Origin of the sequence: Kitasatospora sp. NPDC087315 (genome assembly GCF_044744345.1) — a bacterium.
Classification (GTDB): domain Bacteria; phylum Actinomycetota; class Actinomycetes; order Streptomycetales; family Streptomycetaceae; genus Kitasatospora.
Genome location: NZ_JBIUYD010000018.1, coordinates 175,403 through 191,506 on the forward strand (window position 1 = coordinate 175,403; position 16,104 = coordinate 191,506).

Genomic DNA, 16,104 nt, shown 5'->3' on the forward strand with positions numbered 1-16,104 from the left:
GGCCCGCCGGGCCCACAGCACAGCACACGGGGCCCGCCCGCCGCAGCGGACGGGCCCCGTGTGCTGTGCTGTGGGCCGGACGGTGCTCAGGGAGCCGGCGGACCGGCGTCCGCGGCCCCCGGAACGGCCACGCCGAGCCCGCCGAGCAGGCGCGACCGCAGCCGCCCGAACTCCGGATCGGTGACCTCGCGCGGGCGGGGGAGCCCGACCCGGACCTCGTCCGCGATGCCACCGTCGGCCATCAGTAGCGCCCGGTCGGCGAGCAGCAGCGCCTCGTCCACGTCGTGGGTCACGAAGAGGACGGCGGGCCGGTGGAGCCGCCAGAGGTCGATCACCAGATGCTGGGCCTTCAGCCTGGTCAGCGCGTCCAGGGCGCCGAACGGCTCGTCGAGCAGCAGCAGATCGGGGCGGCGGACCAGGGCACGGGCGAGCGAGACACGCTGGGCCTCGCCGCCGGAGAGGTCCTTGGGCCAGGCATCGGCGCGGTGGCCGAGACCGACCTCGGCCAGGGCCCGGTCGGCGACGGCGCGGTCGGCGCGGCCCGGCAGACCCAGCACCACATTGCGCCAGACCCGCTTCCAGGGCATCAGCCGGGGTGCCTGGAAGGCCACGGCCCGCCGCTCGGCGACCTCGGCCTCCCCCTCGACCTCGGGGTCGAGACCGGCCAGCACCCGCAGCAGGGTGCTCTTGCCGCAGCCGCTGGCGCCGAGCAGGGCCACGAACTCGCCGTGCGCCAGTTCGAGGTCCAGATGGTCGATGACGGCGCGTTCGCCGAACCGCCGGACCAGACCGCGCACCCGGGCCGCCGGGGGAGCGGCGGTCCGGGCGTCGGGGCCGACGGCCGGCGGTGCGGTCGTCAGGTGCCGCTGAAGGCCGGTCGCCATGACAGCAGGGTCCTTTCCAGGAGGCGGACGAGGACATCGGCGCCGAGGCCGAGAAACGCGTAGACGACGAGGGCGACCACGACGATGTCCGTCCGGTAGACCTCGCGGGCGTGCGTGATCAGATAGCCGATGCCGCTCTGCGCGTTGACCTGCTCGGCGAAGACGAGGGCGAGCCAGGCGGAGCCGAGCGCGTAGCGCAGGCCGACCAGGGTGCCGGCCGCGGCGCCCGGCAGGATGACGTGGCGGACCATGGCCGGCCGGCCCAGGCCCAGCGTGCGGGCGGCCTCGACGAGCGTGGTGTCCACGTTGCGGATGCCCGCGTAGACGTTGAGATAGAGCGGGAAGGCCACCGCGAACGCCACCAGGGCGATCTTGGGCTGCTCGTCGATGCCGAACCAGATGATGAACAGCGGGATCATCCCGGCCCAGGGCAGGGTGCGGAGCATCTGCATGGGGGCGTCGACCAGGTCCTCGCCGAGCCGGGACAGGCCCGCCGCCAGCGCCAGCAGCAGCCCCAGGGCGCCGCCGATGGCCAGACCGAGGGCGACCCTGCGCAGCGAGGAGACCATCGCCTCGCCGAGCGAGCCGTCACCGATCAGGTCGCCGAAGGTCCCGGCCATCGCCCACGGCGAGGGCAGCACGTCCGGGGCCAGCACGCCGGCGGCCGAAGCGAGTTGCCAGAGCGCCAGGAGCAGCACGGGGCCGGACGCCTTGCGCAGCCAGCGCGGCGGGGCTGGCACCCGGCGCCGGGCCCGTGCCGCGGCGGGGCGCAGGACGGGAGCGGAGGTCTCGGTCACGAGTGGCTCCCGGAGGGCGTGGCCGGCCCGGGTGAGACGCCGGCGGCCGCGGCGACCCTGGCCAGTTCGTCGGTGATGACGGCGTCGAAGCCGGGCTCGATCCGGTCGGCGATCCGGTAGCTCTGCTTGATCTGGTTCTGGCCGCGGAAGTACTCGATCTCGTCCTGCCAGCCCGCCTGGATACCGGCGTCGGCCGGCTGGAGCTGCGCCTCGGACCGGTCGGCGGCCAGCTTCGCCGAGTCCGCCGGGATCTGGGCGAGCCTGGACAACTCGTCGGCCCACTGCCCGCGGTGGCTGTTGACCCAGGCGAAGGCGCGCACCGAACGGCGGGCCAGGTCCTCCAGCGCGGCCCGCTTGGCGGGGTCGGAGGTGGCGCGGGCCGAGGCGTACAGGGCGCTGTAGGTCTGGAGGTCCTGGCCGAGTTCGTGGATGATCCGGGCGTCGTTGTGGAGCTGGGCCACGGCGGCGTTCGGGTCCCAGATGACGAAGGCCGCCACGTCACCGGAGTTGAAGGCGGCCAGGCCGTCGGTCGTGGTGAGGTTGACCGCGTTCACGTCGGACCACTTCAGGCCGGCCGCCTCCAGCGACCTGGCGAACTGGTAGTGCTGCGCGGTGTAGAAGGGGACGGCGACCTTCTTGCCCCGGAGGCCGGCCAGATCGGTGACCGGCGAGTCCTTCTTCACCAGGACGACGGTGCCGCCGCTGCGGTGCTGGGCGACCGCGCCGAGCAGCCTGATGTCGGCGCCGTTGCCGATGGCGAACAGCACGCCCGTCTCGCCGCCCTGGGCGACGTCCACCTTGCCGGCCTTGAGGGCCTCGACCAGGGTGGGCGTCGAGTCGAAGTCGGCCCAGTTGATGCGGTACGGGGCGCCCCGGTCCTCCCCGGACGCGATCAGGAGCCGCTTCAGGCAGGCCTTGCACGGCGATCCGATGGTCAGGGTCACCTGGGCGGCCTCGGCGGTGCCGCCGCCCGCGGAGCCGCCACTGGCGCAGGCGGTGAGCAGGACGGCCAGGAGCAGGGCGGTCAGGACGGCGGCCGGCCGCCGCGGCTGCCGCTGCGGACGGGGGGTGGTGCGATGGGCGCGCAAGGGGATCCTCCGGGTGAGGGGTGGTGCGGGGCGTCGGGTGGCACCGGCGGACGGCCGGGCGCGGTCAGGGCCGGGGCCGCAGGCCCAGCGCGGGGGCGACCCGGGTGGCGATGGCCTCCAGCGCGCCGACGGCGCTGCCGAAGGACGGCAGCCCCGGCTGGAACTGCACGATCAGGTCGGTGGCGAGGGCGAGCGCGGGGTCGGCGGTCAGGCCGGCCGTGACGGCCTCCACCGGGCCGGCGTGGATGTCGTGGCGGCGCAGCAGCGCGTCGTCGTCCGACTCGGTGGCGGCCAGGTCCCTGCCGGCCCACTCCGTCGCCGCCTGGGCCAGCCAGGACCGGGCGCCGGGGGCGAGGTCCCGGACGGCGGTGGCGCGGTCCGCCACCGGGTAGACGGTGCGGGAGACGCCGAGCCTCGGCCGGGTGCCGCGGCTGGTGTCGAACTCCTTGAAGTACGCCTCGGCCGTGGGCACTTGAGCCTCGCCGACGGGCGAGGACGGATCGGTGGTGGTGCGGGAGAGCAGCAGCCCGTGGCCGGCCGCGGCGGCCAGGCGGGCGCGTTCGGTCCCGGAGACGGCGGCCTGCCAGATCCGGTCGGCCAGGCCGGGGGCGGGCGGGTGCAGCGGGGCGCCGCCGGGCAGCGGGCCGCCGCGCAGCGTGTCCTCCAGCACCCGGGCGGCTCGCTCCTGGTCGGCCCGGCGCTGCTCGAAGTCCCGCCCGAAGGCCTCGAAGGACGGCCGGTGGGCGCCACTGCCGATGCCCAGCTCGATCCGCCCGCCGCTGAGCAGGTCGGCCTGGGCGGCGTCCTCGGCGACCCGGACCGGGTCCTCCAGCGGAAGGGTGACGACGGCCGTGCCGAGGCGGATCCGGTGGGTGCGCGCGGCCACGGCCGCCAGGAAGACGAACGGGGACGGGACCACCCCGCTCTCCGCGCCGAGGTGGTGCTGGGCGATCCAGAAGGAGTCGTAGCCGAGCTCCTCGGCGACGACGGCCAGCCGCAGGTGCTGGTCGAGCACCGTGCGGGGGTCGCCCTGCCCGGCGACGTGGACCAGCAGCCCGAGCCGTTCCAGCCCGGGCCGTTCCAGGCAGGTCCGTTCGAGGCCGGGGCGTTCCCTGGTCGCGGCGTTCGCGTTGGTGGCCATTACGCTCCTCCGTCCGGGCGCGCGGCATCGCCGGAGAGCGTGTGCACGACCTCGCCGGTGACCTTCTGCGGTTCGCGCAGCAGGTTGTAGATCGGGCAGTTGCGTTCGACGGAGGCGTGCAGCTCCTCGATCCGGGCGCGGGTGGCCGGTGAGGTGACGCGCACGGTGTAGCGGATGTTGTGCGGGTAGATCGGGACGTCCTCGAAGCCGGGTGTGCCCGCGCGGCCGTCGTGCTCGGCCGCCACCTCGACGGTCAGGGCGTCCAGCGGGATCCGCAGGTCGGAGGCCTGGATGAGGTAGATGTGGGTGAGGCAGCTGGACAGCACGCCCAGCTGGAGCTCGGGCGAGGTGGGCCCGAGGTCGTAGCCGGCGAAGTCCAGCGGGGAGTCGCTGATGACGGTGTGCTCGCGGATGCGGATCCGGCGGACGCCGCTGCGGTGCTCGGCCGTGGTGCGGACCCGCAGGGTGGGCGCGGGCGCGGTGGCGTCGGCGGCCCCGTCGCGTTTCGCCAGCAGGGCGGCGCGCTTGACGGTGAGGTACTCGCGCAGGCCGGGTTGTGGGTCCGGGGCGGTCTCCAGGAGGGGTTCGGGGGCGTTCGGGCGCGTGGTCGCGGTCATGTCCGTCCTTGCGCGATGGAGGAGTTCGGTGATCGGAGGTGATCGGGCAGTTCGGTGATCGGGGGTCCGGAGAGGCGTGGATCCGGTTCGGGGGACGGCCCCGCACGGTCGCGACGGGGCGGCGGTGCGCATGCGGTCGTGGCACGGCCGTGGCGGTGCGGCGGTGCGTACGGGCGGGATCCGCGGGGGAGCGGCGGAGGGGGAGAGGGAGGCGCGCCGAGACGAGAGGGTCAGCCGCGCGCGGGACACAGGGCACTGGCGACGCGACAGAAGTCGACGTGGCCGCGAATGCTCTGGTCGGGATGCACGGGACGAATCTAGGAGTGAATCTGAAAGACTGTCAATCGTCTGCCCCAAAAGGCCAATTAGTTGTGACGTTGGGGAGATCGGGGCAAGCCGGGCCGGTGGGACCGGCTCTGTGCGGCCCCGTCGGCGACGCCGGCCGGAGGGCCGGACGGGATTATGGCGGGGTCGGGTCAAACCGCTCTCCGGCCCGCCGCCCGGCCGGTGGAGTATCCCAACGCGACAATGGCAGCTGGCAATTGACAATGCATCGCTTTGTGTTCCAAGGTTCAGGCATGAAGACGCCGACGCGCCTGACCGCGCGGCGCCACGTGGACCTGATGCGCGTGGCCTCCGCAGGCTGTCACTGACCGTCCGGGCCCCTGCGCCCGGGCCGCCCGGCCGTCGCGCCGCCCCGAGCGCGACGGCGCCGGCCGCCCCCTGCCCCGAGAGTCACCAGCGCGGTGCGCCCTTTCTGCGCGCCCGTGCCGTCCCCGCGGCCACCGTCTGCCGCCGAACCTCCGGGAGAACGAACGCGATGAGCCTGCGACTGGGTTTCCTGACCCACGTCAACTCCGACGACGGCGGCCCGGCCACGGCCTCCGAACTGTACCGACGAACCACAGAACTCTTCGTTGTCGCAGAGGAGTTGGGATACGACAGCGGCTGGGTCGCGCAGCACCACTTCGCCTCCTCGGCCGGCCGCCTGCCCGCCCCGCTGGTGCTGCTCGGCGCCATCGCCCAGCACACCCGCACCATCCGGCTCGGCACCGCCGTCCTGCTGATCGCCGCGGAGAACCCCGTCCGGGTCGCCGAGGACGCGGCCGTTCTCGACGCCCTCAGCGACGGGCGCCTGCACCTGGGTCTCGGCACCGGAGGCGACCCGCGGACCTTCACCGCCTTCGGGGTGGACCCGGAGCGGCGCCGCGAGCAGTACGCCGAGGCGGTGTCCCTGCTCCGGGCCACCCTGGCCGGCCGGCCGCTGCCCGGCGGGGGCCGGCTGGAGCCCGAGCGCCCGGAACTCCTCGACCGGCTCTGGCAGTCCACCACCGGCGCGGAAAGCGCGGCCCGGATCTCCGCCGAACACGACGGCCTGCTGCTGGCCAAGGCCGCCTTCCGGACGGAACTCCCCACCGGTCAGGCCCAGTTGCCGTTGGTCCAGAGCTATCTCGACGGCTGGCGCGGCTCCGGCCCGCCCCGGATCGGGGTCTCCCGGACGGTCTATCCGGCCGTCGACCGACGGACCGCCGTCGCCCAGCTGCGGGAGGGCGTGATCGACAACGTCGACCAGAGTGTCGGCGCCGGTCTCTTCCCGCCGGTGACCTCGCTGGACGGCTACCTCGCCCGCGCCCATGTGCACGCGGGCCACCCGGACGAGGTGGTCGCCTCGCTGCGGCGCGACGAGGTCGTCCCGCACGCGAGCGAGCTGATCGTGCAGACCCACCCCGGCCGGCTCGGCCACGACCAGACCATCGCGGCCCTGGAACTGATCGCCACCCGGGTCGCCCCGCAGCTGGGCTGGCGGCGGGCCGAGCCGAGGCGGCCGGCCGTCCGGACCGGCGCGGCCTGACCTGCGGGCCGCCGTCCACGGGCGGCCACGACGGCCGTCGCCGGTGACGGCCACCGACGGGCGGCTCCGGCGGATCCTTCGCCGAGCCGGACCGCGGACCCACCGAACGTCCCCCACCGCACCCACTGGAGCGCCGATGACCTCCACCGCCCCCGGCGGCACCACGAACGCCGGTACCGACGAAGCCGACGAAGCCGACGAGCGAGGCGCCGACCTGATCGCCGCTCTCGTCCCCCATCCCGCGGACGGCCCGCTGGCCGCCGCCCGGGCCCAGCGCCCCGACGTGGTCAGCGGGACCCAGGACAGTTACACCGCACTGTTCGACCCGCGGCTCGCGCAGACCACGCTGACCACCGTCGAACGGCTCCAGGCCGCCCTGCGGGTGGCCACCCTGCACGACGGCGGCCCGGCCACCCGCCGGCTGGCCGGGCACTACCGGGCCGCGCTGATCGCGACCGGTGCCCCCGAGGCGTTCGTCGACGCCGCCGCGACCGGAGCCGGCCGGGCCGACCGGGGTGCTCCCGGCGACCGCTCCGCCGCGCTGCTGGACCACGCCACCCTGCTCGCCCGTGCGCCGCTCGCCGCGACCGCCGACCACCACCGCCGGCTGGCCGACGCGGGCCTGAGCGCCGACGAGGCCGTGACCCTCTCCCAGGTCGCCGCCTACGTCTCCTACCAGGCCCGTCTGGTGCACGGCCTGGACCTGCTCGCCCAGCACCCCGGGCCGGCCCAGGACGGACCGGCGGGCCCGGTCCCGGACGGTGCCGAACTGCCCGAGGGCGAGATCCCGTTCACCCTCGACACGCTGGAATGGGACCCCTGGCTGCCCCCGCTCGACCCGGACTGGGCCACCGAGGAGCAGTCCGCCGGCCTGGCCGCCTCGCCCGACGCGAGCTGGCCCTACTTCCGTCTGCTGGCCCGCGATCCGCACATCCTGCGGCACCGCACCGGCACCGACCGGGGCATCTTCCGCGGTGCGGGAGGCCTGCCGCGCGCCGAGCGGGAACTGGCCGCGACGGTGGCCTCGCGGGTCAACGGCTGCGTGTTCTGCGCCTCCGTGCACAGCCGGCTGGCCGCCCGGCTGGCCGACCGCCGCGCCGACGTCCAGCGCCTGCTCGACCACGGCCCCCGGGCCGGCTTCGGAGCGCGCTGGGACGCGCTGGTCGCCTTCGCGGCGCGCCTCAGCACCACCGCGCCGACGGCCGACGCCGGCGATCTGGCCCGGCTGAGGGCCCTCGGCCTCTCCGAACTGGAGATCGTGGACCTGGTCCAGGCGACCGCCTTCTTCGCCTGGGCCAACCGCCTCATGCTCACCCTCGGCGAGCCCCGGCGGGTGCCGCACGCCGCCTGACCCGCGCCGCCCGACCCGGCCCGACCCGCCGGCCCCGGGCCGGGACCTCCTCGACGACGGCCACGACGCTGTCGTGGAACCCGGGGCCGCCCCGGACCGGGGGGCGGGTCTCCTCCGGGCCGAGGTGGCCGGCGACCAGGCGCCCGACCGGGTCGGCACACCGGTGCCGCCAGTCGTCCACGGTCACACGTCCACGGCCCCCGCGCAGGCGGGGGCCGTGGACGTGTTCGGCGTTCGGCGCCTCGACGATCCGGCGGCCGGGCCGCCCGTGCTCGTCGGGCATCCGGCGGCGCAGCCGGATCGACGGCTGCACTGTGCCGACCGACGCACAACTTTGGTGGATGCCCGGGACCGGCGCGCCCAATTCCCTCGATCGAGTGAATTGAACCGGATTCCTCCGGGGTAGACCGGTGGCCGGCTGGATAGTGAGACAGATATTTCACCATTCCATCCGCGCTGCCCCGCAACGGGTCGGCCAAAAGAAAGGCGGCGGATCTGTGCGCACAGAGGCGGTCAGTCGCGTCAAGCTCGTCTTCTCCCTGCTCGACGCCAACGGAAACGGCCTTCTCGAGGCAGATGATTTCGCTCTTATGGCAGGTCGTGTGGTCGAGGCGGCACCCGATTCAGACGGTGCGGCGAGAGACGCGATGCTGGCCGCCTTCCGGCGGTACTGGACGACTTTGGCCACCGAGCTGGACTCCAACCGCGACGGCCGGATCACCTTCGACGAGTACGCCGCCTGCGTGCTCGCGCCGCAGCGTTTCGACGCCACGATCAGCGAGTTCGCGGAGTCGCTCGCCGCGCTGGGGGATCCGGACGGCGACGGGCTCATCGAGCGCCCAGCCTTTGTGGCGCTGATGGTGGCCATCGGCTTCGAACGCGCGAACATCGACGCCCTTTTCGACGCTTTCGCTCCCACGGATTCGGACCGGATCGAGGCGGCGACGTGGGCCGACGGCATCAAGGACTATTACCGTCCGGACAAGGCCGGAATTCCGGGTGACCATCTGGTGGGGCGCGTGGCGCGCTGATGAAGGAATCCGAGGACGAAGGAGAGCAATGAAGTCGGTTATCGGACTTGCGGTCGGCCGCGGCACCGGGGCGGAAGTCGCGGCCGTTTTCGAACGGGTCCTGGCCAGGCTCGCCCAGCTGCACGCGGTCGACATCGAGGTCGTCCGTTCGCCGCGAACGTATCACTCGTACGCCTCGCTGCGGGCCGAGGGCGGGAGCGATCGGGTCCGTGAGCTCACCCAGGAGGACGCCGAGCACTACGAGGGGTTCTGCCGGGCCCAGGCGGACAGCGGTGTCCCGGTGATCTTCCGTACGGCGATCAACGCCCAGTCCCTGTACCTGGTCCGGCAGCGGCTGCAGGCGGTCAAGGTCGATCTCATAGCCACCGGCGGCGGATCACTGCTGCTGGTCCGGGACGAGGCCCAGGGCTTCTACACCGGTGAGAACCAGCACTCCCCGGGCCTGGTCACCCGCACCATGACGTTCAGCCGGGAGATCACCGAGAAGGTCATCTCCTACGCCCTGCGGCGCGCGCGGCAGGAGTGGCCCGACGGCGAGGTCGGCCAGGTCGTCATGGCCTACAAGTTCCATCTGCTGGACGGCGCTCTCGACACCTGGGTGGCCGAGAGCGCCGGGCGGCACGGCGTGGACATCCGGCTGTTCCAGCCGGACACGGTGAACCGCAATCTGATCGAGCACGGGCCGTCGGCGCGTACCGTGATCGTCGCGGGCAACGAGTGGGCCGACATCATGCACGTGGTCCTGCTGGACCGCTTCGGCTCCGAGCGGCAGGAGAACTGCTGCACGGAGAACGTCTACCTCCACCCCGACCTGGCCGGACTGGTCGAGTACCAGACCGTGCACGGCTCCGCCGACGCCCTGGAGGGGCGGGACACGGTCAATCCGGTGGCGACCGTGCGGGCCGCGGCGGCGATCGCGGAGCGGCACGCGGGCTGTACCGGCGCGGTGCGGGCGGTGGAGCAGGCGCTCGAGTCCGTCGTGAAGCGGGGTGTTCTCACCCCGGACGCCGGCGGACGGAACTCCACCACCGAGGTGGTGGAGGCGCTGCTCGACGCGCTGGAGCCGGACGGGCCCGACGGGCCGCCGGCCGCCGGTGCCACCCGGGTCTCCGGGTCATGACCTCTCGGGAGGGCACGACGCTGGTCGTCGTCGATGTCCAGAACGACTTCTGCGCGGGCCCGACCGCCCTCGCCCGCTACCGCGGCGACCCCGCGACGCTGGACGCCGTGACGACGAACGCCGCGCGAGCCGTCGACCTGGCACGGGAGCACGGCACGGAGGTCGTCTTCGTGCGGTTCGTCGGGGACGTCGCGCACCAGGGGCCGAGCTGGCGGCAGCGGGACGCCGCCCTGGGCAAGAAGCCGAAGTGCCTCGACGGTTCGTGGGGCGCCGAGTTCCACAAGGTGTCACCGGCGCCCGGCGAACGGGTCTTCACCAAGCGGGCGTGCTTCGACGCCTTCCTCAGCGACGGATTCGAGCAGCACCTCGTCCGGCGCGGCACCGGGCATCTCGTGTTCGCCGGCCTGTACACCGACGTCTGCGTGGACTCCACGGCCCGGACGGCGTTCCAGAAGGGTTTTCACGTGACGGTGCTGACGGACTGCACCACCAGCCTGCACCTGCCGGACGACGAGGTCCTGCGGTTCATGAGTCTCGTCTACGGCGCCCGGTGCACCACCCATGAACAGCCGGCCTCGTGGTCCCGGCTCACCTGAGGGGAGGACAGTCATGATCGGCACAGCGATTCGCACCCCCGTGGCGCCGTCCTCCGGGGTGGCACGGCCTTCCGGACCGGCCCTGACCGCCGGGGTGGAAGGGGGCGTCGGCCTGACCGCCCTGATGGTCGCCGCGGCCCGGGCGATCGAGAGTCACCGTCACAACGCCCTGGCGAGGGATGTCTACGCCGAGCACTTCGTGCGCGCCGCACGGGCCTCCGCCGACTGGCCGGTCCGCCTGGAGCACGTTCCCGGCGGGGACGCGAACCCGCTCTGGGGGCGGCTGGGGCGCTACTTCGGCCTGCGGACGAGAGTCCTCGACGACGCCCTCCTCCGCTCGGTGCGGGCCGGCGCCCGCCAGGTGGTCCTGCTCGGGGCGGGGCTGGACAGCCGGGCCTTCCGCCTCGACTGGCCCCCCGGCTGCACGGTCTTCGAGGTCGACACCGAGGACGTCCTGGCGTTCAAGCACCAGGTGCTCGACGGGCTCCGCGCCGCCCCGAAGACGGTGCGGGTGCCGATCGCGGCGGATCTGTGCACCGACTGGGCCGGGGCGTTGACCGGCGCGGGCTTCGACCCGACCGCCCCGAGCGCCTGGCTGGCCGAGGGGCTGCTGCTCTATCTGCCCAACGCCGCCGAGCGGTACCTCATCGACGCGGTGGACGGGTTGAGCGCCGCCGGCAGCACGCTGGCGTTCGAGGTCAAGCTCGGCGGCGAGTCGCCGGAGGTCCGCGACAACCCGGTCTACCGCTCGACGAAGCAGCAGATCGGCGTCGACCTGCTCGACCTGTTCGACGGGGAGCCGCGGCCCGACTCGGCCGGCGCGCTGGCGCGCCGGGGCTGGGCCACCTCGCTGCACACCCCGTTCGACTTCACCCAGCACCACGGGCGCGGCCCACTCCCCGAGCCGAACGACGCGTTGGCGAGCAACCGGTGGGTGTTCGCGGACAAGCCCCGGGCGGTGGCGGTACGCCCCCCGGCCGGGCCGGGAGGAGTGCGGCTTCTTCAGTAGCCGGTCGGGCGCACCAGCCCCGTCCCGTAGGCGAAGACCGCCGCCTGGGTCCGGTTGCGCAGTTGGAGCTCGACCAGGATGCGGCTCGCACGGGACTTCACGGTCTGCTCCGCGACGACCAGCCGGGTGGCGATCTCCGCGTTCGACAGGCCCTGCGCGATCAGCGTCAGTACCTCGGTCTCGCGCTCCGTCAGGTCGTCGCCGACCCGCTCCTTGTGCGGGGCACGGGGGTAGGGGCGGGCGGGTCGCCCGCCCCTACCCGGTGTGGTGTCGGGCCCGGCTCAGCAGCTCACGACGGTCGAGGCGGTCGCCGGCGACGGCGGCCAGCCCCACTGGTCCACGCTGAACTCGACGGTCACCGTAGCTCCGCAGGGCGCGGTGGTGGTGATGCCGCTGACGTAGTTGCCGCCGGCGGTCACCAGGGTGGTCGGGTTGACGCCGCCGAACGGGGGGCTGCCGATCACGGCGCCGCTGAGCTTGAACCTGACCTGCTGGTCCTGCCAGCCGGGGCTGGTCGGGGCGGCGTGCCCGTAGAGGTTCACCTGGTTACCGGTGACCTCGATGCAGGCCTTGGTCAGCAGGAAGCCGGGCGCGCCCGGGCTCCCGCAGGTGATGACGCCGGTGAACTCCGGCCCGGAGACGGGTGCGGCGACGGCGGTCTGAGTGCCGATCAGGGCTGCCAGGCCGGCGGTGCCGGCCAGTACGGCGGCGAGACGCTTCATGGGTTCCTCCCTCGTTCGTGCGCCCGGCGGACACCGAGAGCACTGTGACATGTCACATCGTTCTTCGGGCATCATGGCAGGCTCCGCCGGGCGGTCCACAGGTTTCCGGCCGAGGGGCACCCTCGCGCCGATAACCGGCCGTCAATTGGCCTGATCCGCCTGTCATGAGCGGCCCAGGACGGCCGGCGCCCGGCGTCCGGCCACTCGGGTTGATGGCGGGCCGAGGGTGCTGAGGTGGCGTCATCCGCACTGGGACGCAAGGTCGTTGATGAGTCCGCTCACCGGTTTCGCGCCACTGGCCGGGGGGCGGCACACCGTTCACCCCGCAGCTCGGGCGGTGACCGGGTGCTGCACTACTACACCCTGAACGAGGGCACCTGGCGCGCCACCACCCGCTGGCCGGTGGCCGGCACCCGGGCCGCGCGGCTCTACCTGGCCGACGGGAACGCGCTCACCCGGCAGCGCCCGACGGCCACCGCCGCCGGACCGGACGCCGACCTGCTGCGCCTCAGCCCGACCGCGGGCACCGGCCCGTCGGACCGCTGGAGCACCAACCTCAGCGGCGCCCCGGTCAGTTACCCCGACCGCACCGCCGTCGACCGCGAACTGCTCAGCTACGACAGCCCGCCGGTCCGCCAGGACACCCGGGTGACCGGCCTCGGGCGAGTGACCCTCGACGTGACCGGCATCAGCGGCGCGAGCGACGGCGCACTGCACGTCTACCTGGAGCACGTCGCACCGGACGGCCGCGTCACCTACCTCACCGAAGGCCAACTCGCCCTCGCCGACCGGGCGACCACCTCCCGCCGGGAGAACCCGGACTGGCGCCGGCTGCGCACCGCCCGCTGCTACACGAGCACCGACGCGGCGCCGTTCCCGCAGGGCAGGCCCCGGCAGGTGACCCTGGACCCGCAGCCGACCTCCGTCCTCTTCCGGGCCGGCGACCGGATCCGGCTCACCGTCGCGGCCGCCAACCCCGACTCCTTCGAGCTGCGGCCGGCCGACGGCCGGGCCGCCTACACGATCGGCCACGGCGCCGTGCGGCCCTCCTTCGTGGAGCTGCCGGTGGTCGGTTAGCGCCTGCCCCTGTCCTGCCGCTCCCGCCCCGGGCGGGAGCGGCGCGGTCAGTTCCGCACACTCTCCGGCTTCGGGGCCGAGCCGGCGACCACGACCGGGACGGCACGGTGGGCCGGCACGAGGAAGGCGGCCAGGGCGGCCGCCAGACAGAAGAGCGCGAGCAGGGCGAAACCGTTGGTGTAGCCCGAGGCGTAGGGGTGACCGGAGGGCTGGAGCCGGCCGGTGACCAGACCGGTCATCAGGGCCGTGCCGACCGAGCCGCCGATGGTGCGGATATTGGCGTTCATCCCGGTGGCCGCGCCGGTCTGCGCCGCGGGCACGCTCTGGACGATGAGGATGCTCATCGAGGCGTAGGCCAGACCGATGCCGATCCCGAACACGCCTGCCGCCAGGGCGATCTGGCACGGCCGGCCGTGCCAGGCGGCGAGCATCCCGCAGGCCGCCGCGCCCAGCACGGCGCCCACGGTGAGCTGCGCCTTGGCGGGGAAGCGGCCGGCCAGCCGGCCGCTGAGGACGCCGGCGGCGAACATGGTGACCAGCATCGGCAGCATCAGGAGCCCGGCGCCGGTGACGCTCGACGCGAAGCCGTAGCCGGCCGACGAGGGGGTCTGGGTGAAGCCGGGCAGGAACGCCCAGACCGCGTACATCCCGCCACCGAAGAGCAGCGCGGCGGTGTTGGTCGTCCAGACCGCCGGCAGGCGCATGACGCGCAGGTCGATCAGCGGGTGGCGGGAGCGGGCCTCGACCAGGGCCCAGAGGGCGAAGAGGACGACGGCCGCCAGGAGCAGGACGATCACGGCGGGGGAGCCCCAGCCCCACTTCGAGGACTGGCTGACGGGCAGCAGCAGCGCCACCAGCCAGCCCGAGAGCAGCACGGCGCCGAGCCAGTTGACGCTGCCCTCGGCCCGGTGCGGCGACTCGGGGACGAAGCGGTGGGCGATGACGGTGGTGATCGCGACGATGATCACGGGGAACCAGAACAGCCAGCGGTAGTCCAGCGCGCCGACGATCGGTCCGGCCAGCACCATGCCGAGACCGCTGCCCACCGCGATGACGGCGGAGAGGTTGCTGATGGCCGTGGGCACCCGCGCGGCGGGGAACTCGTCGCGGATGATGCCGAAGGAGAGCGGGAACAGCGCCCCGGCGATGCCCTGGACGACCCGGGCCACGATCAGCACGGTGATGTTGGGGGCGAGGGCGGCGACGAGGCAGCCGACCAGGAGCGCGACGAGTGCCGCGACGAGGGTGCGCTTCCGGCCGACGAGATCGCCGATCCGGCCGAGGATGGGTGTGAAGATCGAGGCGGAGAGCAGATAGGCGGTCATCACCCAGGTGGCCGTGGCCTGCGAGGTGTGCATCGCCTGCTGAACGGTCGGCAGGGCGGGCGCGATCAGCGACTGGAGCAGGGCGAACACACCCGCGCCGGTGGCGAGAACGCCGAAGGTACGGCGGTTGGACTGGCGGTTCATCGAACCTTCTCGGGACGTGGGACGCGGGAGGCGGGACGCCGGAGGGGAGGGGATGCCGGAGAGTCGGGCAGGGGCGGCGTGTGGTGGCCGACGGCGGTGGCCGCACGTGGCGGCAGGGCGAAGCCCAGGCCTCACTGGTAAAGTTGAGGCATGCCTCCACATTAGTGGAGGTGAACCTCCGCTCCAACCCGTTGTCCGAAAAGAGACCCCCGTGACGGAACAGGTCGTCAGCGAGTTCCTCGCGGCCCGGCGTCCGCGCCGCACCGACGCCGCGCGCAACTTCGACGCGCTGCTCGCCGCCGCCCGCGAGGCCTTCGCCGAACACGGGGCCGAGGCGTCCCTGGAGGACATCGCCCGCCGGGCCGGCGTCGGCATCGGCACGCTCTACCGCAACTTCCCCACCCGCCGGCACCTCTTCGAAACGGTCTACGCCGACGAGGTCGGCGAACTCAGCCTGGCCGCCGAGGAATTGTCCGCCGAGCCGCCATGGGAGGCGCTCTCCGACTGGCTGCGCCGCTTCGTCGCCCACACCCTGACCAAGCGCGCGATCCGCGAGGCCCTGGCGGGCGAGGAGACGGAGGTCTTCGTGGCCTGCCGCAGGTTGATGTACGACGCGAGCGCACCGCTGCTCCACCGGGCCCAGACGGCCGGCGAGGTGCGCGCCGACATGAGCATCGACGATCTGCTGCGCCTCGTCTCCGGCGTCGGCTCGGTCTCCTTCGCCGACGAGAAGCAGCGCGACCGCGTCCTGTCCATCGCCCTGGACGGCATCCGCACCACGGCCTGACCCCTCGCCCGAGCACCACGGCCGCCCGCCCGCCGTCGCGCCGGCCCCTGCCCGGCCCCGGATGCGGCGGACGCCGCCGTTCGGGTGGTGGTGCGGGGTTCTTCCGGCCCCGCGACCCCGCCGCCGGGCCGGGTCGCGGGGCCGAACGGGGGAGTCTGACCCGGATTGGCGCCAATCGGGTGCCCCGGACGGCGGTCTCCGGTGGCAGCCCGTATGCGCGCGTGCGTAGATAGTGAAGGGTCGCCAGTTCGCGGCGATCTGACTGCTCATCAACTTCAATGCCTGGAAGGGCTTTTCCTCATGCGCACTGTGCACCGCGTCCTGGCCGTCTCCGCTCTCTCCCTCCCGCTCGTCATCGGTGGGGCGACCATCGCCTCGGCTCACGAGGCCGACCACATCCCCGTGGCGAACTTCGACAAGGGGGCATTCGCCGTCGGCCCGAACGGTAGCGCCATCCAGATCACCGATGTCGACTTCGGCCCCGGCGGTGCCTCCTTCCTCAGCGCCGCCCTGGCGATCGGCGCCAACGGCGTCGGCGGCAACTTCACCGAGACCGGCATCAG

17 protein-coding genes and 1 pseudogene are annotated in these 16,104 nt (G+C 73.6%); 10 read left to right on the forward strand and 8 right to left on the reverse strand.

Annotated elements, in window-relative coordinates; all coding sequences use genetic code 11:
* Positions 1-86: 86 nt before the first annotated feature.
* From ACIO5D_RS25270 to ACIO5D_RS25290, 5 genes are all read right to left on the reverse strand, one after another.
* Entirely contained in the window at positions 87-884 is a 798-nt protein-coding gene (locus tag ACIO5D_RS25270) for an ABC transporter ATP-binding protein (RefSeq protein WP_363608473.1), read from the reverse strand.
* Entirely contained in the window at positions 857-1,681 is an 825-nt protein-coding gene (locus ACIO5D_RS25275) for an ABC transporter permease subunit (RefSeq protein ID WP_400650743.1), read from the reverse strand. The genes ACIO5D_RS25270 and ACIO5D_RS25275 overlap by 28 nt, the downstream gene beginning before the upstream one ends.
* A complete protein-coding gene (locus ACIO5D_RS25280) occupies positions 1,678-2,769 on the reverse strand; it encodes an ABC transporter substrate-binding protein (RefSeq protein ID WP_400797979.1) in 1,092 nt (363 codons plus the stop codon). Before ACIO5D_RS25280 ends, ACIO5D_RS25275 begins: the two co-directional genes overlap by 4 nt.
* A gap of 64 nt (positions 2,770-2,833) precedes the next feature.
* Complete coding sequence (locus tag ACIO5D_RS25285; protein ID WP_400797982.1) at positions 2,834-3,910, reverse strand: LLM class flavin-dependent oxidoreductase; 1,077 nt, start codon at positions 3,908-3,910, stop codon at positions 2,834-2,836.
* Positions 3,910-4,527 (reverse strand): OsmC family protein, encoded by a 618-nt coding sequence (locus tag ACIO5D_RS25290; RefSeq protein WP_363608479.1) that lies wholly within the window; start codon positions 4,525-4,527, stop codon positions 3,910-3,912. Before ACIO5D_RS25290 ends, ACIO5D_RS25285 begins: the two co-directional genes overlap by 1 nt.
* 578 nt (positions 4,528-5,105) lie before the next feature.
* Between ACIO5D_RS25290 and ACIO5D_RS25295 the strand changes: the two genes are divergently transcribed.
* The 7 genes from ACIO5D_RS25295 (at position 5,106) to ACIO5D_RS25325 (ending at position 11,486) form a co-directional block, all read left to right on the forward strand.
* The gene (locus ACIO5D_RS25295) at positions 5,106-5,180 is read left to right on the forward strand and encodes a putative leader peptide (RefSeq protein ID WP_363608505.1); all 75 of its coding nucleotides are present in this window, start codon (positions 5,106-5,108) and stop codon (positions 5,178-5,180) included.
* A 167-nt stretch (positions 5,181-5,347) separates the two neighbouring features.
* The gene (locus ACIO5D_RS25300) at positions 5,348-6,379 is read left to right on the forward strand and encodes an LLM class flavin-dependent oxidoreductase (protein WP_400797985.1); all 1,032 of its coding nucleotides are present in this window, start codon (positions 5,348-5,350) and stop codon (positions 6,377-6,379) included.
* 136 nt (positions 6,380-6,515) lie between these two features.
* Positions 6,516-7,730, forward strand: coding sequence for a CMD domain-containing protein (locus ACIO5D_RS25305; protein ID WP_400797987.1), 1,215 nt, complete (start codon positions 6,516-6,518; stop codon positions 7,728-7,730).
* 497 nt (positions 7,731-8,227) lie between these two features.
* Positions 8,228-8,761 carry an EF-hand domain-containing protein gene (locus ACIO5D_RS25310; RefSeq protein ID WP_363608486.1) on the forward strand — a complete coding sequence of 178 codons (534 nt, stop codon included), beginning with the start codon at positions 8,228-8,230 and terminating at the stop codon, positions 8,759-8,761.
* Between the two features lie 28 nt (positions 8,762-8,789).
* Positions 8,790-9,881: an isocitrate/isopropylmalate family dehydrogenase gene (locus ACIO5D_RS25315; protein ID WP_400762245.1), complete on the forward strand. Its 1,092-nt coding sequence runs from the start codon at positions 8,790-8,792 to the stop codon at positions 9,879-9,881.
* The gene (locus ACIO5D_RS25320) at positions 9,878-10,477 is read left to right on the forward strand and encodes a cysteine hydrolase family protein (protein WP_400650726.1); all 600 of its coding nucleotides are present in this window, start codon (positions 9,878-9,880) and stop codon (positions 10,475-10,477) included. The genes ACIO5D_RS25315 and ACIO5D_RS25320 overlap by 4 nt, the downstream gene beginning before the upstream one ends.
* A 124-nt stretch (positions 10,478-10,601) precedes the next feature.
* A complete protein-coding gene (locus ACIO5D_RS25325) occupies positions 10,602-11,486 on the forward strand; it encodes a class I SAM-dependent methyltransferase (RefSeq protein WP_363608507.1) in 885 nt (294 codons plus the stop codon).
* Here ACIO5D_RS25325 and ACIO5D_RS25330 read toward each other — a convergent pair.
* Both ACIO5D_RS25330 and ACIO5D_RS25335 read right to left on the reverse strand, forming a co-directional pair.
* Positions 11,480-11,716: pseudogene (locus ACIO5D_RS25330) on the reverse strand (response regulator transcription factor); the annotation flags it as partial. The gene ACIO5D_RS25325 and the pseudogene ACIO5D_RS25330 sit on opposite strands and share 7 nt — an antisense overlap.
* A gap of 51 nt (positions 11,717-11,767) precedes the next feature.
* The gene (locus ACIO5D_RS25335) at positions 11,768-12,208 is read right to left on the reverse strand and encodes a hypothetical protein (RefSeq protein ID WP_400797990.1); all 441 of its coding nucleotides are present in this window, start codon (positions 12,206-12,208) and stop codon (positions 11,768-11,770) included.
* 345 nt (positions 12,209-12,553) lie between these two features.
* On the opposite strand from ACIO5D_RS25335, the gene ACIO5D_RS25340 reads away from it, so the two are divergent.
* Entirely contained in the window at positions 12,554-13,285 is a 732-nt protein-coding gene (locus ACIO5D_RS25340) for a CocE/NonD family hydrolase (protein WP_400797992.1), read from the forward strand.
* A 47-nt stretch (positions 13,286-13,332) separates the two neighbouring features.
* Here the strand turns inward: ACIO5D_RS25340 and ACIO5D_RS25345 are convergent, their stop codons facing one another.
* Positions 13,333-14,754 carry an MFS transporter gene (locus ACIO5D_RS25345; protein ID WP_400797995.1) on the reverse strand — a complete coding sequence of 474 codons (1,422 nt, stop codon included), beginning with the start codon at positions 14,752-14,754 and terminating at the stop codon, positions 13,333-13,335.
* A gap of 211 nt (positions 14,755-14,965) precedes the next feature.
* Between ACIO5D_RS25345 and ACIO5D_RS25350 the strand changes: the two genes are divergently transcribed.
* Both ACIO5D_RS25350 and ACIO5D_RS25355 read left to right on the forward strand, forming a co-directional pair.
* On the forward strand, positions 14,966-15,541 hold the full coding sequence (locus ACIO5D_RS25350) for a TetR/AcrR family transcriptional regulator (RefSeq protein ID WP_400797998.1): 576 nt from the start codon (positions 14,966-14,968) through the stop codon (positions 15,539-15,541).
* Positions 15,542-15,841: 300 nt separating this feature from the next.
* A partial coding sequence (locus ACIO5D_RS25355; RefSeq protein WP_400798001.1) for a hypothetical protein occupies positions 15,842-16,104 on the forward strand: 263 nt, incomplete at its 3' end.

Coding starts and splice junctions, on each gene's coding strand:
- ACIO5D_RS25270 (WP_363608473.1), bottom strand. CDS start 884: ATGGCGACCGGCCTTCAGCGGCACCTGACGACCGCACCGCCGGCCGTC.
- ACIO5D_RS25325 (WP_363608507.1), top strand. CDS start 10,602: ATGGTCGCCGCGGCCCGGGCGATCGAGAGTCACCGTCACAACGCCCTG.
- ACIO5D_RS25315 (WP_400762245.1), top strand. CDS start 8,790: ATGAAGTCGGTTATCGGACTTGCGGTCGGCCGCGGCACCGGGGCGGAA.
- ACIO5D_RS25305 (WP_400797987.1), top strand. CDS start 6,516: ATGACCTCCACCGCCCCCGGCGGCACCACGAACGCCGGTACCGACGAA.
- ACIO5D_RS25300 (WP_400797985.1), top strand. CDS start 5,348: ATGAGCCTGCGACTGGGTTTCCTGACCCACGTCAACTCCGACGACGGC.
- ACIO5D_RS25290 (WP_363608479.1), bottom strand. CDS start 4,527: ATGACCGCGACCACGCGCCCGAACGCCCCCGAACCCCTCCTGGAGACC.
- ACIO5D_RS25285 (WP_400797982.1), bottom strand. CDS start 3,910: ATGGCCACCAACGCGAACGCCGCGACCAGGGAACGCCCCGGCCTCGAA.
- ACIO5D_RS25320 (WP_400650726.1), top strand. CDS start 9,878: ATGACCTCTCGGGAGGGCACGACGCTGGTCGTCGTCGATGTCCAGAAC.
- ACIO5D_RS25335 (WP_400797990.1), bottom strand. CDS start 12,208: ATGAAGCGTCTCGCCGCCGTACTGGCCGGCACCGCCGGCCTGGCAGCC.
- ACIO5D_RS25345 (WP_400797995.1), bottom strand. CDS start 14,754: ATGAACCGCCAGTCCAACCGCCGTACCTTCGGCGTTCTCGCCACCGGC.